The sequence below is a fragment of the Geobacillus sp. FSL K6-3411 genome, assembly GCF_037965715.1.
Taxonomy (GTDB): Bacteria; Bacillota; Bacilli; order Bacillales; family Anoxybacillaceae; genus Geobacillus; species Geobacillus thermodenitrificans.
Window position 1 is genome coordinate 1554766 of record NZ_CP150187.1, and the last position, 22214, is coordinate 1576979.

Here is a 22214-nt window from a genome sequence, read left to right on the forward strand (position 1 = left end):
CATGTCCGATCCGGTATTGGCTATAGTCGTACCGTGCTATAACGAGGAAGAAGTGCTGCCCGAGACAATCGGCCGCTTGCGGTCGTTGCGTGAAGAACTGATCGAAGAGCGACTCATTTCACCAAAAAGCGCGCTCCTGTTCGTCGATGACGGCAGCCGTGACAGCACATGGAAGCTCATTTACAAGGCGAGCTTGCGGTATCCGGAAGTGAAGGGATTGAAACTGGCGCGCAATGCCGGCCACCAAAACGCGCTATTGGCTGGGCTGTTTGCAGCTAAAGCGCATGCGGACTGCTTCATCTCGATCGACGCTGATTTGCAAGACGATTTGTCAGCCATTCGCGCGTTTGTACAAAAGTTTCGCGAAGGCTATGATATCGTTTACGGCGTGCGCCGGCGGCGCGACACGGACACGTGGTTTAAACGTCATACCGCCCAAGGATTTTATCGGTTAATGAAGATGTTTGGCGTCGATCTCGTTTATAATCATGCCGACTATCGACTGATGAGCCGGCGCGCTGTTGAAGCGTTGGAACAGTTTGGAGAAGTGAATTTGTTTTTGCGCGGCATCGTCCCACTTATAGGTTTCCGGTCGACATCCGTTTATTACGATCGGAAGGAGCGGTTGGCGGGGAAAACGAAATACCCGTTAAAAAAGATGATCGCTTTTGCGCTCGATGGTGTGACATCGTTCAGCATCACTCCGATCCGTTTCATTTCGCTCATCGGGTTCGTCTCTTTTGTCATCAGTCTGATGTTCGGCGCTTACTTTCTTTTTTTAAAGTGGGCCGGGCATACAGAGACGGGCTGGACATCGCTGATTACGTCGATTTGGCTGTTAGGGGGATTGCAGCTCATTGCACTAGGGCTGATCGGTGAGTATATTGGTAAAATTTACAAGGAAACAAAACGGCGGCCGCGCTATATCGTTGATTTGGATTTATGGAATTGGCCGCTGCCGCAGCGGCTGTCGCCAGCATCGACGTCTGAAGAGCCGGACGCGGCAGAATTGACGCGGCCGTAGCAGGAGAAAAGGCAGGTGGCGTTCGGCACTGCCTTTTTTTTCTTTTCTTGCAATTGAAAAAAAGAAAGAGTAGACTGATGAATGGGACAAATTCATCATTCTGTAAGACGGAAGTATGGCGGTCGTACCTAACACCGCCAAGGCAGAGGCATCGATAGGAAAGGGGAGAATCGGAGATGGGCAACTGGCACGAATGGGCGGAACTGCTCGAGCGGGTGCGAGGGACGAAACCGCTCGTCCATAATATTACGAATGTCGTCGTGACGAATTTTACGGCGAACGGGCTGTTGGCGCTCGGCGCTTCGCCGGTGATGGCGTACGCGAAAGAGGAAGTGGCCGAGATGGCGAAGCTTGCAGGAGCGCTTGTGTTAAATATTGGAACGTTGAATGCAACGGAAGTCGAGGCGATGCTTATTGCCGGCCGGGCGGCTAATGAGGCCGGGGTACCGGTGATTTTCGATCCGGTCGGTGCCGGGGCGACCAGCTACCGAACAGAGACGGCGCACCGCATCGCCGAACAGATTCAACTCGCGGTTGTGCGCGGCAATGCGGCGGAAATCGCCAATATGATCGGTGAATCGTGGATGATTAAAGGAGTCGACGCCGGTGAAGGAAGCGGGGATGTGGTCGCTTTGGCCAAACGGGCGGCAGCCAAGCTCGGCACCGTCGTGGCAATTACCGGAAAAGAGGATGTCGTCACAGATGGACAGGCAGCATATTTGATTCACAACGGCCATCCGCTGTTGACAAAAGTGACCGGGGCAGGTTGTTTGTTAACGTCCGTCGTTGGAGCGTTTGCGGCTGTTGAGCAGGATGCTGTGAAGGCAGCGGTTGCGGCGTTAACCTATTACGGAGTCGCAGCTGAACAGGCAGCCGCCGAAGCCGGACAACGCGGCCCAGGCAGTTTTCAGGTGGCGTTTTTGGACGCCTTGGCTCGCATTGGCGTTGATGATGTGAAGCGTGAGGGACGGGTTGAACAACGGTAAAAGGGGAGGAGAACCATGACGGTGTATAAAGCGTTGACGATTGCTGGGTCGGACAGCGGCGGTGGCGCCGGCATTCAAGCGGATTTAAAAACATTTCAAGAGCTTGGCGTCTTTGGCATGTCAGCGATTACGGCGGTGACAGCACAAAACACGCTCGGCGTGCAAGGCGTCTATCCGCTTTCGGCTGAAGCGGTGGCTGCACAAATCGAATCGGTTGCGGTTGACTTGGGCGTGGATGCGCTCAAAACCGGGATGTTGTTTAGCGCTGATATTATCCGCACCGTTGCAGAGCAAGTGAAAAAACATGGCTGGGAGCGGCTTGTCGTCGACCCGGTGATGATTGCCAAAGGCGGTGCCCCGCTGTTGCAGGAAGAAGCGGTTGCGGCGTTGAAAGAAGCGCTGTTGCCGCTGGCGTTTGTCATTACACCAAACATTCCGGAAGCGGAAGTATTGACTGGCATTGCCATTCGCACGATGGATGACCGCCGTGAAGCGGCGCGCCTTCTCCATCGCATGGGCGCCCGCTATGTCGTCATTAAAGGCGGCCATGACGATGATGGCGAAGAAACAGTCGACTTATTGTATAACGGCAGCGAATTTTCTTACTTCAAAAGCAAGCGGATTGATACGCGTCATACGCATGGAACCGGCTGTACGTTCGCCGCAGCGGTTGCGGCCGAGCTCGCGAAAGGAAGACATCCGGTGGATGCTGTCGGGACGGCGAAATCGTTCGTACAGGCGGCGATCTCTCATTCGCTCGGCATCGGCCAAGGCCACGGGCCGACCAACCATTGGGCATACCGTCAATACGGGGAGTGAGAACGATGGCACGCATTACGAGCGAAGAGATGAAAGAACGGCTTGCTGTTTACTTTATTATGGGAAGCCAAAACAGCGAACGGCCGGCAGAGGATGTGCTCAAAGAAGCGCTTGACGGCGGTGTGACGCTGTTTCAATTTCGCGAAAAAGGAAGTGCTGCCTTAGAAGGGGAGGAAAAAGAAGCGCTCGCCCGGCAGTTGCAGCGTCTTTGCCGCACTTACGGCGTGCCGTTTATCGTCAACGATGATGTTGAGCTGGCCATCGCCATTGATGCGGACGGCGTCCACGTTGGTCAAGATGACGAAGACGCACGGCGCGTGCGGGAAAAAATTGGCGATAAAATTCTTGGTGTTTCGGCGCATAATGTGGAAGAGGCGAGAGCGGCCATCGAAGCGGGTGCCGACTACATCGGCGTCGGTCCGATTTATCCGACACGTTCAAAAGACGATGCGAATGAAGCGCAAGGTCCGGGAATTCTCCGCCACTTGCGCGAACAAGGAATCACGATCCCGATTGTTGCTATCGGTGGAATTACGGCTGATAATACGAGAGCGGTCATTGAAGCTGGAGCAGATGGGGTGTCAGTCATTAGCGCCATCGCTTCCGCCCCGGAGCCAAAAGCGGCGGCTGCAGCGTTGGCGACGGCGGTGCGGGAGGCCAACCTGCGCTAAACGACAGTGAAACCGTCAAAAAAAGAGGATGTCCCAAAAGTGTTCGCATAGCGTTCGCTTTTGGGGCACTTTTTTGGGCAAAAAAAGAAGAAAACCGTTCCTTTTTTGGTATAATAGAGTCACCACAACCCTACCAAGAAAGGACGGTTTTCTTATGTACATTTATTATAACCGAGATCAACTCATTTTGCCAATGGATCTTGAAATTCTCATTCCCAAACATCATCTTTGCCGGATCGTGGATCTAGCCGTGGAAAAAATGGATCCAGCTCTGCTCGTTTCCCTCTATCCCGGCGGAGGCCGCCCAGCCTATCATCCGAAAATGATGTTGAAAGTCATCCTGTATGCCTACGCCAATCGGATCTATTCCTCTCGCCAAATCGCCAAGCAATTGAAAGAAAACATTTATTTTATGTGGCTATCCGGCCATCAAACACCGGATTTCCGCACCATCAACCGATTTCGGTCGGAACGGATGAAGGACATCATTTACGAAACGTTTTTCTCCATTGTCGATCTTCTGCGTCAAGAAGGGTTGGTCAAACTAGAGGATTACTTTCTGGATGGAACGAAAATCGAGGCCAGCGCCAACAAGTACACGTTCGTTTGGCGCAAATCAACGGAAAAGTACGATCAGAAGTTGGAGGAGAAATTCCGGAAAATCGTAGCCTCGATCGAACAGGTGGTAAAAGAGGATGAAGAGTCGGAACAAGAAGGAGATTTTCAAGAAAAGCTGGAAGCTTCACCGATCACGTCTGAAAAGATCGAAGCCGTGATCGAACAAGTGGAAGAACATCTAAAGAAAGAGCCGAAGAATCGCACGTTAAAGAAAGCAAAACAGCAATTGGAACAAGACATTCTCCCCCGTAAGAAAAAATATGAAGAATACAAAAAAGTGTTAGGCGAACGAAACAGTTTTTCGAAAACGGACCCCGATGCGACGTTTATGCGGATGAAAGACGACCATATGAAAAACGGCCAGCTCAAACCGGGATATAATGTGCAGATAGGGACAGAGAACCAATTCATCACTGGATTTAGCGTGCATCAACGGGCGGGGGATGCCGGATGCTTCATTCCACATTTGGAGCAATTGGCCGCCTATGGGCGTCCCATGCCTAAACGAGCGATTGCGGATTCCGCCTATGGGAGTGAGGAGAACTACACGTACTGCGAGAAAAAGCAGATCGTCGCGCTGATCAAGTACAACACATTGGACCGGGAACAAACGAAAGCGTGGGCGAAAGAGATCGGCCGAATCGAGAACATGACGTACGATGAGGAATTGGATGAGTGGATTTGCGCGAAAGGGGAACGGCTGGTGTTTGTGTATAAACGGAAGGAAACGACCGACAACGGGTACGTCATCGTCAAACGGACGTATCGTTGTACAGCATGTGCCGGATGCCCGTTTCAAGCAGCATGTGCCAAAGGCAAAGACACGAAAACCATCCGCGTTTCCTTGAAAAATCAACAACAACGGCAAGAAATCCGGAAACGGCTGTCCACGGAAGAAGGGGCGACGACATATCGAAGACGGCAAATCGAAAACGAGCCGGTGTTTGGGCAAATCAAGCATAATCAGCAATTTCATCGGTTTTCATTGAGAGGCCTCCCAAAAATTACCTTGGAGTGGGGTCTAGTTTGTGCTGCCCACAATTTGAGAAAGTGGGCCACAACGACCGACCCAACAAGGAAAAAATAGGATAAAATTCGGAAATAAGGAGAAATTCCTGCCTCAAAAAAGGAATAAATAACCAAATGGTAAGAAAAAGAAACAGAGGCTACTCTCAAAAGGTCGGTTTAGACGACCTTTTGAGACAGCCTCTTTTTTCGTGCTACGATGTTGTTTGCCTCCATTTCGGCAGCCGCCATTCCAAAAGCGGCCGAACAAGCCGGATGACCGGTTTGCTCCCGAGAACGAGCATTACGGCGACCGATAGCACAAGCAGAAGTGGATAGCCGTGCACGTCCATAATAAAATCGGGGAACGATGTTTCGTGCAAATATTTTAAAATAAACCCGTGCAAGATATAGATGTAAAACGTGCGCGCTCCCAGCACGGAAAAGGAGAAGCGTCGGCTTGGGATGAGCGATAGAAAGCTGAACATCATCAGCAGGCTCGCGACGTAAATGGCGAGACGGCTCATCATGCCAGCCGGCTCGGAGACGCCAAGCGTATCGTACGATTTCGAGCCGTACAGCCAATCTTGTGGCAAATCTGGAAAGCCAAAGCGAATGAGCAAAAACATGCCGGCAAGCACGATCAGTGAAACAATGCGCACCCGTACGGCAAACAAGCGCTCGATTGTCGGCTTTTCAAAGAAAAACCCGAGCAAAAAGAAAGGGAAAAACGTGAGCGTTCTTGACAAGCTCAGCCATTTTTCCGCTTCGAGCATGCCGCCCGTAAGCCCAAGCAAAAGCGCCAGCGGCAGTGCCATTCGTTTTGGCAGCCGGCCGAACCATAACAACAAGACGTTCCAGCTGAATAGGCTAAGCAAAAACCATAAGCTCCAATGCGGGGTCAATAACTCAAACTCGAGCGACTGCTTGTCATACAAAAAGAAATAGTAGACGGAATATAGCAGTTGGAACAAAATATATGGAAGTAATAACTTTTTTGTGATTTTTTGCAAGTAGCCTCGTTCATAAAATTTTTTGGAAAAATAGCCAGAGATAAAAATGAACGCTGGCATATGGAAAAAGAAAATCCACGTATACAAGCTGTGCACCCATAGGACACTGTCGATGTATGGGCGTAGAAAGTGGCCAAACACGACAAGGAGCATGAGCGCGCACTTCGCGTTGTCAAAATAATAGTCCCGCTCCTTCACGGTGTTTCCTCCTTTCTATATACACCATTCGAATCATACTCCCTTTTTTTGGGGGAGTCAACTGTTGCCACAAGGCAGCTGGGGACGGCTGACCGTGATATTAGTTTATCCAAGAAAGGTGATGATTTAGTGAAAAACGACCGGCATGAAGCAGAGGATATGACGCCGTTATTGCAACTCATTAACGCTAAAGGGGACAAAGGAGAACTGCGTGAGCTCGTCTGCAGTGATGAGTTGTTTTGGAAAAGCTTGCGAACGCAGGCAGAAGATAGTGCAAAAGGGGGCGAATAGGAATGGAGACGCTGAGGGCGAAACGGATTGCCGAGGCTGGGGAGGTCGTCCCGGTGATGTATGAAGGAAAATCGGTGATCATTCAACATGTCGATGAAGAGCAAGAAATGGCGCGCATTTATTTCGTCGATGAACCGGAACGCGAGCAAGATGTGCCGGTGCGTCTGCTCGAGGAACGATAGGCGATGGGCAAGTCGTCGCTGTTTTGTCAAGGGAAAGCCGATGACACGTCTTGTTCTGGTATGATATAATGATTGAAAAAATGACGTTTGAACATTGGAGTGACAAACATGAACATCGGCTTTGGAGAAATTGCGCTTATCGTCTTTTTCGCTTTGTTGATTTTTGGTCCGAAAAAGCTGCCAGAATTAGGACAGGCAGCCGGCAAAACATTGCGTGAATTTAAAAACGCAACAAAAGGCATCATCGATGACGACGAGAGGACAAAAGCACAAAAATAAGAGGCTAGGCAAAGAGGTCTAGCCTCTTATTTTTGTATTTCGTCCACGAGCCGTCAAACGATCTGCCGGTTTCCTTCGCTGGTCTGACAAAAAAGAGACAAGCTTGACTAGGAAAGGCCATATACATATATGAGAACATGTTGTTCGTTTCTTGTTGGCCGAATGGCCAACGCGGCGGAGGGATCAACCATGGTAATGAAAAAAATGATGGCAATCGTCGGGGGAAGCCTGCTGCTTGGCATCGGCATCAATGTATTTTTAGTTCCCCATCATTTGCTTGATGGGGGGATGATCGGTCTTGGGCTGATCGCCAAATACGTCTGGCACGTTCAGGCGGGGTTGACGATGATCATCTTGAGCGTCCCCCTTTATTTGGCGGCTTGGTTTTGTTACCGTCCGTTTTTTTACAACAGCTTGCACGGTCTTCTGTTTTCCTCGTGGATGATTGATGTATTATCGGTTTTGCGCGGCATTGTGACGTTAGATCCGCTCTCGAGTGCCATCATTGGCGGGATGCTTGTCGGCGCGGGCATCGGTCTGATGTTGCGAGAGGAGACAAGTACGGGCGGCACCGATTTACTTGCTCAGTTTATTTCCAAATGGACGAATTGGAACGTTGGGGTCATTATCTTTGTCATTGATGCCTGTATTATTACGAGCGGAAGCATCCTGATCGACTCCGTGCCATTCGTTCACTCCCTTATTGTTGTCACCGTTGTCGGTGCAGTGACAACGATATTGACGCGCCAAAAAACGATGGGGGTGTAGTCTAATCCCCATCGTTTTTCACGGCAGCTCTTCTTATGGGCGAAGACTATGTCGAGCCACTTTGACGTTTGGAGGCGGAAAAACGTACACCATGTCAATGGAGCGAGAGAATGGCTTATGACGAAGCGGCTGCGGATTTAGCCAACTCGAGCGCGCGGTAGACGTTAATGAGCCCATAGCCGTAATGCGGGTCTTTTCCGCGGTCGCCCAAATCGTCAGCACTTTGAATAATAATATTGCGCACTTCGTCATTGGTGAGGCGCGGGTTGACCGAGCGAATTAAGGCAGCGAGTGCGGTGACGTGCGGCGCAGCCATTGACGTGCCGGAAAGGGCGGCGTACCGATGTCCGGTAAACGTGCTGGCAATGTTTGTTCCAGGCGCGACGACGTCTACATAATCGCCATAGTTAGAGTACAATGCGTACGAAAGATCAGGGTCTACAGCCCCAACACTGATCACTTCCGGGTAAGCGGCCGGAAAGCTCGGCTGGGACGTGCTGTCATTGCCGGAAGCCGCCACAAGCACGACGTCATGGGCATCAGCGTATCGGATCGCTTCCTCGAGCACCGAAGATGGCTGGTAATTGCCGAGGCTTAAATTAATGACTTTCGCCCCGCGGTCAACCGCCCAATAGATGCCTTTGGCTACATCGATGCTCGTCCCGTAGCCGTCAGCGTTTAACACCTTGACTGCCATGATTGGGTTGAACCATGTGATGCCGGCGATCCCTTCCCCATTGTTTGGTTGTGAGGCGATAATGCCGGCCACATGGGTGCCATGGCCGTTTTCGTCATCCGGAGAGCGGTTATCAGCCAACACGTTGTATCCGTGGCTGAGTCGATGGGCTAAATCAGGGTGAGTTAGGTCGACCCCGCTGTCGATGATGGCGACAGGTACGGTTTGTTTGCCGCGTGACAACGTCCAGCCGGCTTCTGTATCAATGGCGGGCAAATTCCATTGGTAACGGGCGTAAAACGAGTCGTTCGGCACATCCGTTTGCCGCGGAAGGTCGTTTTGCATGTAAATGTAGTTCGGTTCGCAATAATCAACTGTCGGAAGCGTACGGAAATAGCGGCGCATTTCCTCGTACGTTCGTTTGTGCGAACGGAACACAAACACCTGATTCAACCGTTTGACCAGCCGTCCGTCAATGGCCGCCTCCATTTGCCGAATGTCATGGTTCGCAGGTGTTGTCCGGAAACGGACGATAATTTCATTATAAAAGTAGTGGCTTCGGTCGCCGCGGCGGTTATGGCGGATTTCTTGGATGCGTGGATGCTCGTTTAATCGTTGTTTCAGCTGTTCCCCCGCGCTAAGGCTGTCTAGGGTGACGACAGTCGGATGCGTATGCGCGTCTTTGGTGTCAAACGGCTTAAGCCGCGGAGGGACGGGAGCGTTTTTTTCGGTCGCCGGCCGGCTGAAACTAACGGCAGCGACGACAATCAAGGCGACGACTGCACTGATGGCTATCCATATTGTCGATCGGCGTTTCACCATGTTCACCTCCTTTTTTGTTAGGATGGGCGAATGACGGGCAAATGATGAAAAAATGGGATTCTCCCTTTGACAGGGGAATCCCATGAATCCATTTAGTGACCGGCCGATTGCACCATTTGTTGTGCTGCTTGTATATCCAGACGCAGCTGCTCTTGGACATTGGTCGGATGATAGTATCCTTTGTTGACCATATATTGGCTAATTTGTTCATGAAATGCAATCGCGTCATTTAAATGTTGTTTCAGTATGTTGCGCACTTCCGGGGTCGCTGCTTCGGCAAGAGCCGTCGCACACCCTTTGATCGCACTTTTTGCTCCAATGAGATAGTCAGCAGCGATTATTTGCTCATTTAATACACCGATTGGCATCGTTGTTGACTGCATCGTTGTTCCTCCTTCGTTCATTACGATAATAAGTTTTGCAAGTCGAGGATGTGCTGCGTCGTTTTTTGAATGTCTTGCTCGATGAGCGATTTCAGTTGCGGGTCGCTCACCATTTGCCGCATGGCCATACTTTTAGCGAGGCATGTATTTTTAAACATAAGTAGTTCGTGCAACTCCAACGCTTCGTGTGTTCCTATCACTTTCATCCCTTTCACCACCCTTTTGTGACATAGTATGTGCCTGCCTAGGTGCGGTATAAGTGGGGAGTGATGGAAAAGTTGGGGTGTGGAGTTTCCAAACAGCTGAATAATTGAAAAAAGAACCACATGTACCTCGAGTTTTCTTGGTGACAGGATACAAATTGTTACCGATGGCGGTCGCGTAGGTGTTGGTATGAGCTGCGTATCGATCCTCAGAAAAGTGGTTGAAGGGGATGCCGAGCCATGATTGAGGTTGCGGGCATGTGATTGATTGGTGTCGCTCACGTTGACCGCATTGGGAACAGTTCCCTTGCAATGGCCGCTGCTTGGCGGCTCACACTAATAGGCAAGGGAGGGAAAACAATGAACGAAACATGCTTTTATTGTCAGTGCGAGTGCGACGACAACGTGCATTACGTTTCGTTCTATACAAACGGCAAGGAACACGAGGAAACGCTCTGTCCGGAATGTTATGAAGAGTGGTTGCAAGGCATGAAAGGTTGATCTCTTTCCTAGCTTTTTCCTTGCTTGAGAGCAAGGTTCTTTTTGGCGGAGATAATAAACAAAACCGCACCGCGATCAAATCGGTGCGGTTTTTTCCGAGAGCGGCGGGGTGACGATGGTGTCATCCAAGTTGCACGTTTCGTCGTAACAACGGTATACAGCCCCCTTCCCCCTCGGGGTATGGAGCGACAGCAATAAAATGTGCTCACTTCCAGTGCGGGTGACCTTTGTTTCCATTTTGAGCGCCATATCATTCAGCGTCAGTGAGTAAAAACGATATGTCAAGCCAAGCCATGTACGTTCAGACTGGACGGTATCCGGATGATGGCGGATGAGTTCAGCGAGCTCGGCGAACGAATGACTTTCCCGCTGCATCCATTCATGGAGGGCAGAAGTTGTTTGCTTTATCCAATTTTTCCATGACAGTTTCATCAGCATCACCTTTTTTCATCCAGCATGCCCGTTTCCGCCGCTCATTATACAGGCAACCGGATGGAGAAGGTCGTCATGTTGGCATCAGACGAACAGCTGATTTCCCCGCCGTGGTCTTCGATCACTTTTTTACAAATGTAAAGGCCGATGCCCGTCCCTAATTTTTTTGTCGTAAAAAACGGCTCAAAAATGGTTTCAACAATATCAGCAGGAATCGCCGGACCGTTGTTGGCGATTTCAATGATGACCCTTCCTTCTTGGGAGCGGGCAGCAATCTTGATGCGGCGCGGCTTTTCCTTTTCTTTTACCGCTTCGATCGAGTTAAGCAAAATGTTTACTAATACTTGGCGAAGTTGGTCTTTATAGGCAAAAATATGTATTGATTCATCGATCGCCAACGAAATGTCGACATCGCTGTCGACGATCGTCGCGTATAAAAAATCCATGATTTCCTCTAACAATTGGCGCAGCGAAAATGTTTCTTTTTCGCTCTCAACAATTTCTTGGCGCGAGGCATGCAAAAATTGTGAAATGCGAAATTTCAGCTGCTGCAGTTCATGATCGATAATGTCTAAATATGGCAAATGAGGATGCTCAAATTTTAACAATTGGATAAAACCGATAATGGCTGTCAGTGGATTACGAAATTCGTGCACAAAACTAGACGACATTTGCCCGAGCAAGGTCAGCCGATCTTGGTGCGACCTGGCGATCAACATATTTTTCTCGCGCAGCTCTGCTTCTTTCAGTTCGTTATATTCCTTGACGGCATGAAATAAAAATTGGTCAAACAGCTCGTTCATATGGTCGATGAGCGGAGCTAGCTCGGTGATCGGCAATGGCGCGGTTAACGCGTGCTTAATGATCAACCGCCGCCCCAAGTTAACGTTGTAGACAAGGGTTCCGATCCCAGCGTTCATTTCCGCCCGTTCCTTGGCGACTTTGTTGGCTAGTCGTTCAACGGTCTCACCGGACAGCGACTGCGATAACGCTTCTTTGACTAGCGTAAACATTGCCAAGCTATTTTGCTCAACACGGTCAATGTATTTATCATCAGCGGCAATTTTCATCTGTTGCCGCCAATGGGCAAGAAAGCAAGGCAGATGGGCTTCTAAATGGGTGACGAGCTGTTGTGCGGCAGATACCAAAAAAATCCACCTCTCTTTCCATCTTTTATTATCATTATAAGAGGGAATATCGAACTAGAACAGAGGGAAAATCATAATATCAGGCGTGTTGATTATCCAATAAAATCCAAAGGGTATAGAAAAAAGAGCACCTTTCCTGTAGAATGTGAGTAGCGACACAAACAAACCCAGGAGGTGCTCTCTATGAACAAGCATACCACACTCCCGAATTTGATGCAAAAACTTGTTTCGGATGAAGAGATTCAACTGATTGCCGAAGCGGTTGGGTATCGTGATTCGTCTCGAACCTTTACGTTGCGCGAGTTGATTCACTTCTTCCTGCTGGCCGCCATGCATCAATGGAAAAGCTTTCGCCACGGAGCCGATGTGGGGCCTCTGTATGGATTGCCGCGATTCCATTATTCAACTGTATCCAAGAAAGCGAAAGAAGTTCCCTATGACATCATGAAACGCTTGTTGGCGTTGATCATTTCCAAGTGCAACCGCCAAACCCGCCGTTCGCTTCGGTTTCCCAAACCGCTTCGGGTGGTGGATTCGACGACCGTCACGGTCGGGAAAAACCGCCTGCCATGGGCGCCGTATCACGGCGAACGCGCCGGAGTGAAGCTGCACGTCGCGTATTCGCCGGAATCCTCGTTGCCGGCAGACGTGGTGGAAACCATCGGACTGCGTCATGATGGCCCGGTGGGAGAACAGTTGACGAACGCTCAACAAGTGCTGGTGGAAGACCGGGCGTATTTCAAAATCGAACGCCTCGATCGATTTGTGGAGCAGCATCAGCTCTTTGTCATTCGGATGAAGGACAACATCGAACTTCATCAGAAAAAAAGCTTGAAACGCCTTTCCAGCACATCCTCATCGGTTCAAGCCGACTTCACGTGCCAGTTGGGGACGAAACAATGCCGCTCCACCAAGCGTCACCGGGTGGTGATCTTTCGAGATGCGAATGGCCGCGACATTCGGGTCGTGACGAACCTCTTCCATGCGTCTGCGGAAACCATTGCCGACATGTACCAACAACGTTGGACTGTTGAGGTCTTTTTCCGTTGGGTGAAGCAATATCTGAATGTCCCGACCTTGTTTGGCACGACGGAAAATGCGGTATACAACCAACTGTTTGCGGCGTTCATCGCGTATGTGTTGCTGCGATGGCTGTATGATCAAACCAAAAAACAGACGAACGTCTCTCTTTCCTTCATTTCGTTCGTTCGCCGTTTTTTCTCTGGGCAGCTTCCTCTCGATTGGAAATCCGGGATGGCCGCTGCTTTGTTTGAGTATGCCCAAATTTATGGAAGGCGTATGTCTAATTTTGGATAATCAACACTCGTGTCATAATATAATCCGATAAAACTAGTTTTCTTTCACAAAAAAGACCAAGAAATGCCTGTCCACATAGGAAAGACAGACTGTTTGAACAAAAAAAGAAAAATCATGTATAATGAAGCAGACAGAAATATCTTCCAAAAAGGTTGGGGAACGTCATGAAACTGTATGACTCCATTTTAGACTTAATTGGCGGCACGCCGATCGTGAAGTTGCGGCGTCTTCCAGACCCAGACGGGGCGGATGTATATATGAAGCTTGAATCGTTCAATCCGGGCGGCAGTGTCAAAGACCGGCCCGCTTGGGAAATGATTCGTCGGGCTGAAGCGGAAGGGAAAATTACACCGGGAAAAAGCACGATCATCGAACCAACGTCCGGCAACACCGGCATCGGTTTAGCGATGGTATGCGCCGCTCGAGGTTATCGTTGCATCATTACGATGCCAGATAACGCGACGACCGAGCGGGTGAAAATTTTAAAGGCCTACGGAGCAGAAGTGCATTTGACACCGGCGGAGAAACGGATGCAAGGGGCGATCGATGAGGCGAATCGGCTCGCCAGCGAAATCCCTGGCAGCTTTATTCCGATGCAATTTGAAAATCCGGCCAACCCGGATGCGCACCGGCATACGACGGCAGTCGAAATTTATGAAGCGTTTTCCGGCCGGCTCGATGCGTTCGTGTTGACGGCCGGCACCGGTGGGACGGTGACCGGGACAGGAGAAGAGCTGAAAAAACGCATTCCGAATTTGCGCATTTACGTTGTCGAGCCATACGGCTCGCCCGTGTTGTCGGGCGGTAAACCAGGACCGCATAAAATTCCCGGCACGGGCCCAGGGTTTATCCCGAGCATCTTAAACCGTTCGATTTATGATGACATTTTTTTGATCAAAGATGAAGATGCCCAACAGATGGCACGTGAACTGGCGGCGAAGGAAGGGATTTTGGTCGGTGCCTCGGCCGCTGCGAGCGCCTATTACGCCGTCAAAGTGGCCAAGCAGTTTCCAAAAGGAGCGCGCGTTCTTTGCATGGCGCCTGATTCGGGCGAACGGTATTTGTCGTCCGATTTATTCGCGGATTAAGCAGAGGATGCAAACGTTGGTTTCACGGCTTGTTGCCTTGCAAAGGAAGGGACATTCCTCTCCGTCAAACAGGAGAGGAATGCTTTTGTTTATAGAAAGCAGGCAATAAGGCAGCCGTTGCTGTTCCCTTTTACTTTCGGACAGCCGTCAAAAGGCTCACGAAAGGTGGAGAGGAAGTGTTGAGGTTTGGAAAGAGAACAACGGTGGAACAACATCGCACGCATTGCCTTAACGTTTGTCATCGCGGCATCGGGCGGCGTCGGCTTCGCCCTTTTGCGCATTCCGCTTCACTGGGTGCTCGGTCCAGCGGCAGCGCTGCTTGTAGCGGGACATTTTCTGAAAGGAAAGCTGTATTGGCCGACGGCCATCCGCAACGCGGGGCTCATTCCGATCGGTTATACGCTTGGCACGGCGCTGACGGCAGCGACGCTTGGCGAGATGGTCCGGCAGTTGCCGTCAATGCTGTGGGCGACAGTGTTGATTTTGCTCTTTAGCTTCCTGTTTTCTTGCCTGATGGCGAACGTGACCGGTATTCCGCTCCGCTCTGTCGTCACTGGCAGCATTCCAGGCGGTTTGTCGCAAATGATCGTTCTTGGTGAGGAGCTAAAAGGAGTCGATATGACGGTCGTTACGCTCTTTCAAGTGATGCGCCTCATGGGCGTTGTCTTTCTCGTTCCGTTCATCGCCTTGAACCCGCTCTTTTCCGGACGCTCTGGAGCGGCTGTGGACGCCGGAACCGCACAAGAGCCGGATTGGACGATTGGTCTTGCTTTATTCTATTTTGTCGTTACCGTTGCCGGTGCACTCGTTGGCAAGCGCATGAAACTGCCGACTGCCTATTTGCTTGGCCCGATCATCGGAACGGCGGCGCTTGTGGTAGCTGGGGTGCCGGCGCCGGATTTGCCAGCACCGATATTGGATATCGCGCAAATTACGATGGGGGCTTATCTTGGTTTAATGCTCAAACCAGCCGACATCAAGGGGAAGCGGAAAATGATGCTTACGGCGGCTGCCATGGGTTTTTCTCTTATTTTGTTTTCTATGGCTGCTGCGTTCGTATTGACAAGCTTGCACGGCGTCCCTTATTTGACCGCGTTTATCGCTTTGGCGCCAGGCGGCATGGATCAGATGGGGATTTTGGCGCAAGAAGCGAAGGCGAGCCTGGCGATCGTTACGAGTTACCAAATGTTCCGCATTTTCTTCATTTTGTTCGTCGTCCCGCCGGTGCTGAAAAAGCTGTTCGCTGCCCGATGGTTTCAACGGATCGAACGTTGGCAAATGCGGCATGGCGGATGAGCATGGCGGATGAGGAAGGACGCGATGGCGATGGTCGCGGAAAAGTGAGGGCTGTGACAAGTGTCAGATATATGCTAAACTAGAAAGAAAAAGGAGGGGAGTCGCGATGAATCATTCGACCGTTTACCGTCCGCATAGCCCGATCGCCAAGCTGGCTGTTTCATTTCTGGCGGCGCTTGCTGTTGCAACGGCAGGGCTGTACGTGGGACAATGGGTGCCGGCCGGCCTTTATTTGCCGCTTTACGCGCTTGAACTGATTTTGCTTCTTGTGATGATTTTCGCCCGCCGCAAAAAAGCGGTCGGCTATCCGCTCATGTTTGCGTTTATGCTCGTCTCCGGCGCCACGCTGCACCCGCTGATCGGCTATTACATTTCCGTCATTGGTGCTGCGGCGGTGTTGAAGGCGTTTATGCTTGCGGTCGTATCGTTTTCCGGCGTCGCCATTTATGCGGCGAGAACGAAAGAAGATTTTTCGTTTCTTGGCGGGTTTTTAATGCTCGGCCTGTTTGCCTTGCTGGGCTTATTGATCATCCAATGGTTCATTCCGTTCTCAAGCATCGGGCAAATGGGAGTGGCGGCGTTAGGAATTTTAATCTTCCTCGGTTTTACGATTTATGACATCAACCGCCTCGCCCGCTACGGCTTTACGGAAGCCGATATCCCGATGATCGTCGTCAATATTTATCTTGATTTTATCAACTTGTTTGTTTATATTTTGCGTTTTTTCGCCAGCGATGAAGATTGAGCGCCAAAAAAGGGCTGCTTCCCAAAGGAGCAGCCCTTTTTCCGTGATGGTGTCATTAAAGCGGCAAATCGCGTTTGGAAAAAGTGACAATCCCCGCTGTGTAGCTGATAACGCCGATTGCCAATAGCAGACAGGATGGGAGCCATTCCGCTTGACCTTGAGCGATGGCTCCAGGCTCGAAGGCGGCAAAAATCGATCCATACCGGAGCCATTCCGCTTTTTCAGTCAGCTTGCCGATGAGATCGAAACTGTAAAACAGAACGGTGATCCCGCTGGATAAAGACAGCGCTCGTTTTTCGTCATTGGCTATGGCGCAAAAGAAAAATGAATAGCCGCTAATGGCGAAAAAGAGAAGAAAGCCACTGACATTGATTGCGAGAAATCGTTTTTGGTGCAGAGCATCATTCGTGACTAGCCATGCATCGGCAGCAAAGCCGGCCGCTGCGGAGGTGAGGATGATGGCTGCTAGTCCAGTGAGCAGCACGAGCGCTTGGGTGAAGGCGATGGTCTGCCGGGAATTCGGCGTCGCAAGCAAATATGCCATCGAACCGCGGTCGATGGGCCGAGCCAGCAGTTGATTGGCAGCAGTAATGCAATAAATGGACCCGAGCAAAAGAAACAGCAATCCGTAATATTCGCCGGCGATGAATTCAAGCAAATTGCCCATACCGGTGATGTTGAACGCTTTTAGAAACCCGCTTGGCAGCTGCTGTAAATAATGATTGATGATTTTTGAGTCTGCCAACGATGGATAAATGGCAGCCACCAGTACGATGTAAAAGGCAGATCCGGTCGAATAGCCAATGATCGTTTTTGTCTGTGCTTTGAGCATTTGTTTGTATAAGGAGACATTCATTGTTCATCCCCCCGGCGGTCATAGTAATGCATAAAAATATCTTCTAGGCTTTGTGTGCGGAGATCGAGATTTTGCACTTGGTATTGGGCCAGCTCGCGAATGAAGGCATTGTAGTCTCCTTGCACCGCGATGCAAACGTGGCGGCCGTCATGGTGGATGACCTCGAGCGGCGAGGAAAGCAATTGGGCAACCTCCTCTTCACGAGACAACATGACATCGAACAGTTTCCGCTGCATCGATTGCAATTCATGAACATCGTTGACCGCCATCAAGCGGCCGTCTTTCATGATCGCCACCCGGTCGCATGTCCGCTCGATTTCAGGGAAGATGTGCGAAGATAAAAAGATGGTTTTTCCTTTCTGTTTTTCTTCGCGAAGGAGATCGATAAACGTTTGCTGCATCAGCGGGTCGAGGCCGGATGTTGGTTCATCGAGAATGATCACTTCGGGATTATGCATGAGAGCGGCGACAAGGCCGACTTTTTGTTTTGTTCCTTTGGACATTTTCCGGATAGGGAGGCGGGTGTCTAATTGCAACCGTTCAATTAGTTCATCACGATAGCGTGTCGTTTTCATTCGCCGCATCCCGGCGAGCAGGTCAAGCAGTTCCATTCCAGTCATTCCTTCGGGAAAAGCGATTTCACCCGGTAAATAACCGACCAATGCCTTCACGCGGACGGACTCTCGCCAACAGTCGAATCCATGGATGAAAGCGCGTCCTTTCGTCGGTTTCAGAAATCCAAGCAAGTGCCGGATCGTTGTTGATTTTCCCGCGCCGTTCGGCCCTAAAAATCCGAACACTTCGCCTTGGCGGACGGTGAAGGTGACATCAAAAATGCCCCGGCCGTTCGGAAAGACTTTCGTTAACTGTTGCAATTCGATCATGACATGATCTCCCCTAGAGATAAATTTTGAAATGTTTATATAAAAATATTTCATTCCTATTATATTTTAAAATTTAAGTGTTTATCAATTAATTTTGTAATTTTTATTTCTGTTTTATTAAAATTAAGGGTAGAATGAAAATAAAAGAAAAGCGAGACGGAAGGTGGTTTTTGATGAATGGATTTGCCAAGCGGACGGAACAAAAAAAACAGGCGATCAAGCAAACGGTGTTGGAGTTGCTGCGGACGAGCGATCCACGCGGGATGACGATCCAAATGATCGCCAAGCAGGCTAACGTGTCGCCAGTGACGATTTACAATTATTTCGGGAGCAAGGAACATCTCGTCCGCGAAACGCTTATCGATTATATGATCCGCCAGGTGGAAGAATACGAAGCCTTTTTAAAAGAAGACCGCTCATTTGCAGAAAAAGTGAAATATATCATTTTTCAAAAGAAAAAAGTGTTGGGAGAAATCCAAGTTGACTTCATTCATCGCCTTATAAAGGAGGATGATGAATTTCGCCGTTCGGTCGATGTGCTTTACGAAACGAGGGTGCTGCCGCTGGTGATCGAAATGATTCGCGAAGCCCAAGAAAATGGAGAGATTGCCCCGTACTTATCCATTGATACGCTGCTTTTGTATTTGAATTTATGGCGCGACGTGTCAGAGAAAATCCCTGTTTCTTTGTACAGCGAACGGCTGATTGATGAGCTGCTGCTTCTGTTTTTTTACGGTGTGAAAGGAGAACAGGAGCGGTGAAAAGCAGGAATTGACGGAAAGGGAGGCGAATAAGGGAGAAAAATGGGGGGAGGAGTATGATGAAATTTGCCGTCAATGTATCAACGATTTTTACTGAAGTGCCGTTTCTTGATCGATTCGCGAAGGCGAAGCAGCACGGATTTTCGCTTGTGGAGTGCCAGTTCCCGTATGCGGCGGCGCCGGAAGCGATTGCTGATGAATTGGGAGAGCACGGGTTGTCGCTCGTGTTGATCAATTTGCCGGCTGGCGATTGGGAAAAGGGAGAGCGCGGGATCGCGATTTTCCCCGACCGTCATGATGAATTTCGCCGCGCTCTTGAAGACGGTGTGCGTTATGCACTAAAGCTTGGCGTGCCGTGCCTTCATTGCATGGCCGGGGTCGTTCCGAAGAGTGTACCGCGGGAACAGGCGAAGGAGACGTATCTCCGCCGCCTCGACGAAGCAGCGACAACGCTTGCCGCCCATGGCCTGACGGTAACGATTGAGCCGATCAATCCGTTCGATATGCCGGGTTACTTTTTAACGAATATTGAGGAAGCTGCGGCGATCATTCGCGAACTCGGTCGGCCGAACGTAAAGCTGCAGTATGACGTGTACCATATGGCACGGCTTGGTTTTGATGTGGCGGCAACGTTTGCCGCTTACGAGCCGCTCATTGCCCATGTGCAGTTTGCTGATCACCCGGGTCGGCACGAGCCTGGAACAGGAGTGCTGCCGTACGACGAGATTTTTTCGTTTTTGCAGGAATGCGGCTATGATGGGGTGGTTGGACTTGAGTACATCCCCGCGCGGGAGAGCAGCGAAAGTTTTGCTTGGTATGACGCTTATCGCATGAAAGGAGGAGTAGGACGATGACGAATGTCGGCTTTATCGGGTTGGGGGTGATGGGCTCGCGCATGGCGAAGCGGTTGCTTGATGCCGGGTTTCCCGTAACCGTGTACAACCGCACGCCGGAAAAAGCGGCGATTCTCGTTGAATCTGGCGCCCGGCAGGCAGAAACGATCGCGGCGTTGGCGAGTGAAGTCGATGTGATTTGTACATGCTTGTCCATGCCTGATGATGTCATCAATGTCTACACAGGGGAGGGCGGTGTTCTTAGTGCAGCCCGTCGAGGAGTGATTTGTCTCGATTTTACGACCGTCGGTCCAAAGACGAGCCGTTTCGTAGCCGGACGGGCCGGTGAGCGCGGTGTCGCTTATTTGGATGCGCCGGTAAGCGGGGGGCCGGAAGGAGCAGAACAAGGAACGCTTACGATTATGGTCGGTGGCGATCAAGCAGCATGGGAGCGGGTACGGCCACTTCTGAGCGTGTTAGGAAAAACAGTCGAATATTTAGGGGAAAGCGGCGCCGGCAGTGCGGCGAAAATACTCAATCAATATTTAGTTGCCGTCCATTCCGTCGCTGCGGCAGAAGCGATGGTCGCCGGCGTCGCTTATGGGTTGGATGCTGGAAAGTTGTATCGGTTGTTAAAAGAAAGCTACGGAGACAGTCGAATGCTGCGCCGCCATATGGAGCAGTTCGTGCTGCCGCGTCAATTCGCGCCTGGTGGGGCGGTGAAGTATGTACATAAAGATGTGCGCTTGGCGAATGCGTTCATGAACGAAATCGGCATCAATCGCTGCCTCGGCTCCGAGGCTGAAGAAACGTTTGCGGCGGCGATGGACGCTGGCCTTGCTGATTTGGATATGTCGGCGGTCATCCAACTATTTGAGCGACAGGTCGGAGTGACAGTAAAAGAGACAGAATGAGCAGAATGGTGTGTGAATTCAAAAAATTCATTGAAAAAAAGAGCCATCAATGCTTTAATAGAAGTAGAGTCACCTCCTGCAGGAGGTGGATTGGCTGAAACGTCAAGCACGTTTCGCTTTTTTTAAAAACTAAAAAAGAAACGTTGTTTCGTATTACGGAACAAAGGAGGGGCAATCATGCTCTCGTTGACATGGCTGGATGAGTTATGTGCGTTTTTGTCTCCGGAACAAATGGAAGTAAACGAATCTCCTCATCCGCTTGGCAATAGCGGTGCGGTGACCGTTTACCCGCAGACGGAAGAAGAAATCGCCGCTGTGCTCCGTTATGCCGACCGTCAGGGCAAAAAAGTCGTTGTCATGGGCCGCGGTACGAAACGAGGGTTTGGCGGACAGCGGGAACAGGCGGATATTTTGCTGTCCTTAGAAAACTATGCAGGCATTGTCGAACATGCGGCTGCCGACATGATGGTCACTGTGAAAGCGGGGACGGTGTTTGGCGATTTGCAGCGTGAGCTTGCCCCGTACCGACAAAAAGTAGCCTTAGATCCGTTCTGGCCGGATGAAGCGACGGTTGGTGGGGTGATTGCGGCGAACGACAGCGGTCCGAAGCGGCTTGGCTACGGAGCGGCACGCGATTCGGTCATTGGGCTGCGCATTGTGTATCCGAACGGTACGGTCATCCGTTCCGGCGGTAAAGTGGTGAAAAACGTCGCCGGTTATGACATGAACAAACTGTTTATCGGGGCGATGGGGACGCTCGGTGTGCTGAGTGAGGTTACATTAAAGCTCCGGCCGCTTGCGAAATATGAAAGTGTTGTATTGCTGTCGTTTCCAAGTGGCGATGTCCAATCGATTCACTCGTTCGCTGTTTCCTTCCTAGATACGATGATGGAGCCGATTTGTTTTGAACTGCTTACCCCGACGCTCGCCGAACGATTGACGGGACGACCTGTCTATACGCTCGTGATCGGATTTGAAGATGTGGAAAAGGCCGTTCACTACCAGGAGCAGTGGGTGGAGCGCCTCTGTCCAAAAGCAGCTTCAATGGCCGTTTTAGCCGGCGAGGAGGCAGAAGCGTTTTGGCGGACATTTTATACGATCGCGCCGAACGGGCGTCTGACGACAGCGGGAGGGGGCGTTGAAGCGGCGGTGAAAATTGGCGTTGTCAACTTGGATGTGCTCTCGGTTTTGCGAGAAAGCGAGTTAATCGCGGATCGCTGCCACGTTCAAATTGAGGCGAACGGCGGATTGGGTCATGGGCTTTGCCAAGCGTATGTGCGCGGCAGCGAAGAGGGAGTGATCGCCGCCGTTGAGGAGCTGCGCCAAATGGCGGTTCGCTTGGGCGGCTATGCGGTCGTCAGGCATTTGCCATTTTTCTTGCGCCAACGCATCGATGTCTGGGGAGGAAAGCCAGCGTACTTTTTCCTGCTCGAAGGGATTAAGCGGAAAATCGATCCGAATAAAACGGTCAACGATCAGCGCTTTATTGGGGGGATTTAAC

Annotated in this window: 26 protein-coding genes; 18 read left to right on the forward strand and 8 right to left on the reverse strand. The window is 50.7% G+C overall.

The features are described from left to right. The first annotated feature begins 1 nt into the window (after position 1). The 5 genes from NSQ22_RS07810 (at position 2) to NSQ22_RS07830 (ending at position 5205) form a co-directional block, all read left to right on the forward strand. Positions 2–1024: a glycosyltransferase family 2 protein gene (locus tag NSQ22_RS07810; protein ID WP_081157365.1), complete on the forward strand. Its 1023-nt coding sequence runs from the start codon at positions 2–4 to the stop codon at positions 1022–1024. Positions 1025–1200: 176 nt separating this feature from the next. Further along, positions 1201–2010 (forward strand): hydroxyethylthiazole kinase, encoded by an 810-nt coding sequence (thiM, locus tag NSQ22_RS07815; RefSeq protein WP_008879355.1) that lies wholly within the window; start codon positions 1201–1203, stop codon positions 2008–2010. 15 nt (positions 2011–2025) lie between these two features. Continuing rightward, on the forward strand, positions 2026–2829 hold the full coding sequence (thiD, locus tag NSQ22_RS07820; RefSeq protein WP_008879354.1) for a bifunctional hydroxymethylpyrimidine kinase/phosphomethylpyrimidine kinase: 804 nt from the start codon (positions 2026–2028) through the stop codon (positions 2827–2829). A 5-nt stretch (positions 2830–2834) separates the two neighbouring features. Next, complete coding sequence (gene thiE, locus NSQ22_RS07825) at positions 2835–3500, forward strand: thiamine phosphate synthase (protein WP_011887289.1); 666 nt, start codon at positions 2835–2837, stop codon at positions 3498–3500. A 154-nt stretch (positions 3501–3654) separates the two neighbouring features. Beyond that, positions 3655–5205: an IS1182 family transposase gene (locus tag NSQ22_RS07830; protein ID WP_013399800.1), complete on the forward strand. Its 1551-nt coding sequence runs from the start codon at positions 3655–3657 to the stop codon at positions 5203–5205. A 133-nt stretch (positions 5206–5338) separates the two neighbouring features. Here the strand turns inward: NSQ22_RS07830 and NSQ22_RS07835 are convergent, their stop codons facing one another. Then, on the reverse strand, positions 5339–6334 hold the full coding sequence (locus NSQ22_RS07835) for an acyltransferase family protein (protein ID WP_008879352.1): 996 nt from the start codon (positions 6332–6334) through the stop codon (positions 5339–5341). A gap of 48 nt (positions 6335–6382) precedes the next feature. Here NSQ22_RS07835 and NSQ22_RS07840 point away from each other — a divergent pair, with 48 nt between their 5' ends. The 4 genes from NSQ22_RS07840 to NSQ22_RS07855 all read left to right on the forward strand — a co-directional run bounded on the left by NSQ22_RS07840 (position 6383) and on the right by NSQ22_RS07855 (position 7854). Beyond that, positions 6383–6625, forward strand: coding sequence for a hypothetical protein (locus NSQ22_RS07840; protein WP_223812841.1), 243 nt, complete (start codon positions 6383–6385; stop codon positions 6623–6625). A gap of 2 nt (positions 6626–6627) precedes the next feature. Beyond that, complete coding sequence (locus tag NSQ22_RS07845) at positions 6628–6807, forward strand: H-type small acid-soluble spore protein (protein ID WP_008879350.1); 180 nt, start codon at positions 6628–6630, stop codon at positions 6805–6807. A gap of 108 nt (positions 6808–6915) precedes the next feature. After that, the gene (locus NSQ22_RS07850) at positions 6916–7086 is read left to right on the forward strand and encodes a twin-arginine translocase TatA/TatE family subunit (protein ID WP_029760881.1); all 171 of its coding nucleotides are present in this window, start codon (positions 6916–6918) and stop codon (positions 7084–7086) included. A gap of 189 nt (positions 7087–7275) precedes the next feature. Beyond that, positions 7276–7854, forward strand: coding sequence for a YitT family protein (locus tag NSQ22_RS07855; RefSeq protein WP_008879348.1), 579 nt, complete (start codon positions 7276–7278; stop codon positions 7852–7854). Positions 7855–7969: 115 nt separating this feature from the next. Here NSQ22_RS07855 and NSQ22_RS07860 read toward each other — a convergent pair whose 3' ends face one another. From NSQ22_RS07860 to NSQ22_RS07870, 3 genes are all read right to left on the reverse strand, one after another. Next, positions 7970–9349, reverse strand: coding sequence for a S8 family peptidase (locus NSQ22_RS07860; protein ID WP_081157369.1), 1380 nt, complete (start codon positions 9347–9349; stop codon positions 7970–7972). A gap of 95 nt (positions 9350–9444) precedes the next feature. After that, a complete protein-coding gene (locus NSQ22_RS07865; RefSeq protein WP_035498240.1) occupies positions 9445–9735 on the reverse strand; it encodes a spore coat protein in 291 nt (96 codons plus the stop codon). A gap of 20 nt (positions 9736–9755) precedes the next feature. Then, entirely contained in the window at positions 9756–9941 is a 186-nt protein-coding gene (locus NSQ22_RS07870) for a hypothetical protein (RefSeq protein ID WP_008879345.1), read from the reverse strand. Between the two features lie 357 nt (positions 9942–10298). On the opposite strand from NSQ22_RS07870, the gene NSQ22_RS07875 reads away from it, so the two are divergent. Continuing rightward, positions 10299–10439 (forward strand): hypothetical protein, encoded by a 141-nt coding sequence (locus NSQ22_RS07875; RefSeq protein WP_008879344.1) that lies wholly within the window; start codon positions 10299–10301, stop codon positions 10437–10439. A 75-nt stretch (positions 10440–10514) separates the two neighbouring features. On the opposite strand, the gene NSQ22_RS07880 is transcribed toward NSQ22_RS07875, so the two are convergent. Both NSQ22_RS07880 and NSQ22_RS07885 read right to left on the reverse strand, forming a co-directional pair. After that, positions 10515–10871 carry a hypothetical protein gene (locus NSQ22_RS07880; protein WP_008879343.1) on the reverse strand — a complete coding sequence of 119 codons (357 nt, stop codon included), beginning with the start codon at positions 10869–10871 and terminating at the stop codon, positions 10515–10517. 44 nt (positions 10872–10915) lie between these two features. Then, positions 10916–12019, reverse strand: a complete 1104-nt coding sequence (locus NSQ22_RS07885) for a histidine kinase N-terminal domain-containing protein (protein ID WP_081157366.1) — start codon at positions 12017–12019, stop codon at positions 10916–10918. A 183-nt stretch (positions 12020–12202) separates the two neighbouring features. Here NSQ22_RS07885 and NSQ22_RS07890 point away from each other — a divergent pair, with 183 nt between their 5' ends. From NSQ22_RS07890 to NSQ22_RS07905, 4 genes are all read left to right on the forward strand, one after another. Beyond that, positions 12203–13336, forward strand: a complete 1134-nt coding sequence (locus tag NSQ22_RS07890; RefSeq protein ID WP_015374614.1) for an IS4-like element IS5377 family transposase — start codon at positions 12203–12205, stop codon at positions 13334–13336. A gap of 164 nt (positions 13337–13500) precedes the next feature. Beyond that, the gene (cysK, locus tag NSQ22_RS07895) at positions 13501–14424 is read left to right on the forward strand and encodes a cysteine synthase A (RefSeq protein WP_008879341.1); all 924 of its coding nucleotides are present in this window, start codon (positions 13501–13503) and stop codon (positions 14422–14424) included. Positions 14425–14610: 186 nt separating this feature from the next. Further along, positions 14611–15720 carry an AbrB family transcriptional regulator gene (locus tag NSQ22_RS07900; protein WP_008879340.1) on the forward strand — a complete coding sequence of 370 codons (1110 nt, stop codon included), beginning with the start codon at positions 14611–14613 and terminating at the stop codon, positions 15718–15720. Positions 15721–15826: 106 nt separating this feature from the next. Further along, complete coding sequence (locus NSQ22_RS07905; protein WP_008879339.1) at positions 15827–16465, forward strand: Bax inhibitor-1/YccA family protein; 639 nt, start codon at positions 15827–15829, stop codon at positions 16463–16465. A 55-nt stretch (positions 16466–16520) separates the two neighbouring features. Here the strand turns inward: NSQ22_RS07905 and NSQ22_RS07910 are convergent, their stop codons facing one another. Then, positions 16521–17321, reverse strand: a complete 801-nt coding sequence (locus NSQ22_RS07910; RefSeq protein ID WP_081157378.1) for an ABC transporter permease subunit — start codon at positions 17319–17321, stop codon at positions 16521–16523. Further along, the gene (locus NSQ22_RS07915; protein WP_081157379.1) at positions 17318–18205 is read right to left on the reverse strand and encodes an ABC transporter ATP-binding protein; all 888 of its coding nucleotides are present in this window, start codon (positions 18203–18205) and stop codon (positions 17318–17320) included. Before NSQ22_RS07915 ends, NSQ22_RS07910 begins: the two co-directional genes overlap by 4 nt. Positions 18206–18378: 173 nt before the next feature. Here NSQ22_RS07915 and NSQ22_RS07920 point away from each other — a divergent pair, with 173 nt between their 5' ends. The 4 genes from NSQ22_RS07920 (at position 18379) to NSQ22_RS07935 (ending at position 22213) form a co-directional block, all read left to right on the forward strand. After that, positions 18379–18966, forward strand: coding sequence for a TetR/AcrR family transcriptional regulator (locus NSQ22_RS07920; RefSeq protein ID WP_008879336.1), 588 nt, complete (start codon positions 18379–18381; stop codon positions 18964–18966). 59 nt (positions 18967–19025) lie between these two features. Continuing rightward, positions 19026–19820: a hydroxypyruvate isomerase gene (gene hyi, locus NSQ22_RS07925; RefSeq protein ID WP_081157385.1), complete on the forward strand. Its 795-nt coding sequence runs from the start codon at positions 19026–19028 to the stop codon at positions 19818–19820. Further along, positions 19817–20713 (forward strand): NAD(P)-dependent oxidoreductase, encoded by an 897-nt coding sequence (locus tag NSQ22_RS07930; RefSeq protein ID WP_081157380.1) that lies wholly within the window; start codon positions 19817–19819, stop codon positions 20711–20713. The genes hyi and NSQ22_RS07930 overlap by 4 nt, the downstream gene beginning before the upstream one ends. Before the next feature lie 177 nt (positions 20714–20890). Next, positions 20891–22213 carry an FAD-binding oxidoreductase gene (locus tag NSQ22_RS07935; RefSeq protein ID WP_081157381.1) on the forward strand — a complete coding sequence of 441 codons (1323 nt, stop codon included), beginning with the start codon at positions 20891–20893 and terminating at the stop codon, positions 22211–22213. The last annotated feature ends 1 nt before the right edge of the window (position 22214 follow it).

Coding starts and splice junctions, on each gene's coding strand:
- NSQ22_RS07810 (WP_081157365.1), top strand. CDS start 2: ATGTCCGATCCGGTATTGGCTATAGTCGTACCGTGCTATAACGAGGAA.
- thiM (WP_008879355.1), top strand. CDS start 1,201: ATGGGCAACTGGCACGAATGGGCGGAACTGCTCGAGCGGGTGCGAGGG.
- thiD (WP_008879354.1), top strand. CDS start 2,026: ATGACGGTGTATAAAGCGTTGACGATTGCTGGGTCGGACAGCGGCGGT.
- thiE (WP_011887289.1), top strand. CDS start 2,835: ATGGCACGCATTACGAGCGAAGAGATGAAAGAACGGCTTGCTGTTTAC.
- NSQ22_RS07830 (WP_013399800.1), top strand. CDS start 3,655: ATGTACATTTATTATAACCGAGATCAACTCATTTTGCCAATGGATCTT.
- NSQ22_RS07845 (WP_008879350.1), top strand. CDS start 6,628: ATGGAGACGCTGAGGGCGAAACGGATTGCCGAGGCTGGGGAGGTCGTC.
- NSQ22_RS07850 (WP_029760881.1), top strand. CDS start 6,916: ATGAACATCGGCTTTGGAGAAATTGCGCTTATCGTCTTTTTCGCTTTG.
- NSQ22_RS07855 (WP_008879348.1), top strand. CDS start 7,276: ATGGTAATGAAAAAAATGATGGCAATCGTCGGGGGAAGCCTGCTGCTT.
- NSQ22_RS07865 (WP_035498240.1), bottom strand. CDS start 9,735: ATGCAGTCAACAACGATGCCAATCGGTGTATTAAATGAGCAAATAATC.
- NSQ22_RS07870 (WP_008879345.1), bottom strand. CDS start 9,941: ATGAAAGTGATAGGAACACACGAAGCGTTGGAGTTGCACGAACTACTT.
- NSQ22_RS07875 (WP_008879344.1), top strand. CDS start 10,299: ATGAACGAAACATGCTTTTATTGTCAGTGCGAGTGCGACGACAACGTG.
- NSQ22_RS07880 (WP_008879343.1), bottom strand. CDS start 10,871: ATGAAACTGTCATGGAAAAATTGGATAAAGCAAACAACTTCTGCCCTC.
- NSQ22_RS07890 (WP_015374614.1), top strand. CDS start 12,203: ATGAACAAGCATACCACACTCCCGAATTTGATGCAAAAACTTGTTTCG.
- cysK (WP_008879341.1), top strand. CDS start 13,501: ATGAAACTGTATGACTCCATTTTAGACTTAATTGGCGGCACGCCGATC.
- NSQ22_RS07905 (WP_008879339.1), top strand. CDS start 15,827: ATGAATCATTCGACCGTTTACCGTCCGCATAGCCCGATCGCCAAGCTG.
- NSQ22_RS07910 (WP_081157378.1), bottom strand. CDS start 17,321: ATGAATGTCTCCTTATACAAACAAATGCTCAAAGCACAGACAAAAACG.
- NSQ22_RS07915 (WP_081157379.1), bottom strand. CDS start 18,205: ATGATCGAATTGCAACAGTTAACGAAAGTCTTTCCGAACGGCCGGGGC.
- NSQ22_RS07920 (WP_008879336.1), top strand. CDS start 18,379: ATGAATGGATTTGCCAAGCGGACGGAACAAAAAAAACAGGCGATCAAG.
- hyi (WP_081157385.1), top strand. CDS start 19,026: ATGAAATTTGCCGTCAATGTATCAACGATTTTTACTGAAGTGCCGTTT.
- NSQ22_RS07930 (WP_081157380.1), top strand. CDS start 19,817: ATGACGAATGTCGGCTTTATCGGGTTGGGGGTGATGGGCTCGCGCATG.
- NSQ22_RS07935 (WP_081157381.1), top strand. CDS start 20,891: ATGCTCTCGTTGACATGGCTGGATGAGTTATGTGCGTTTTTGTCTCCG.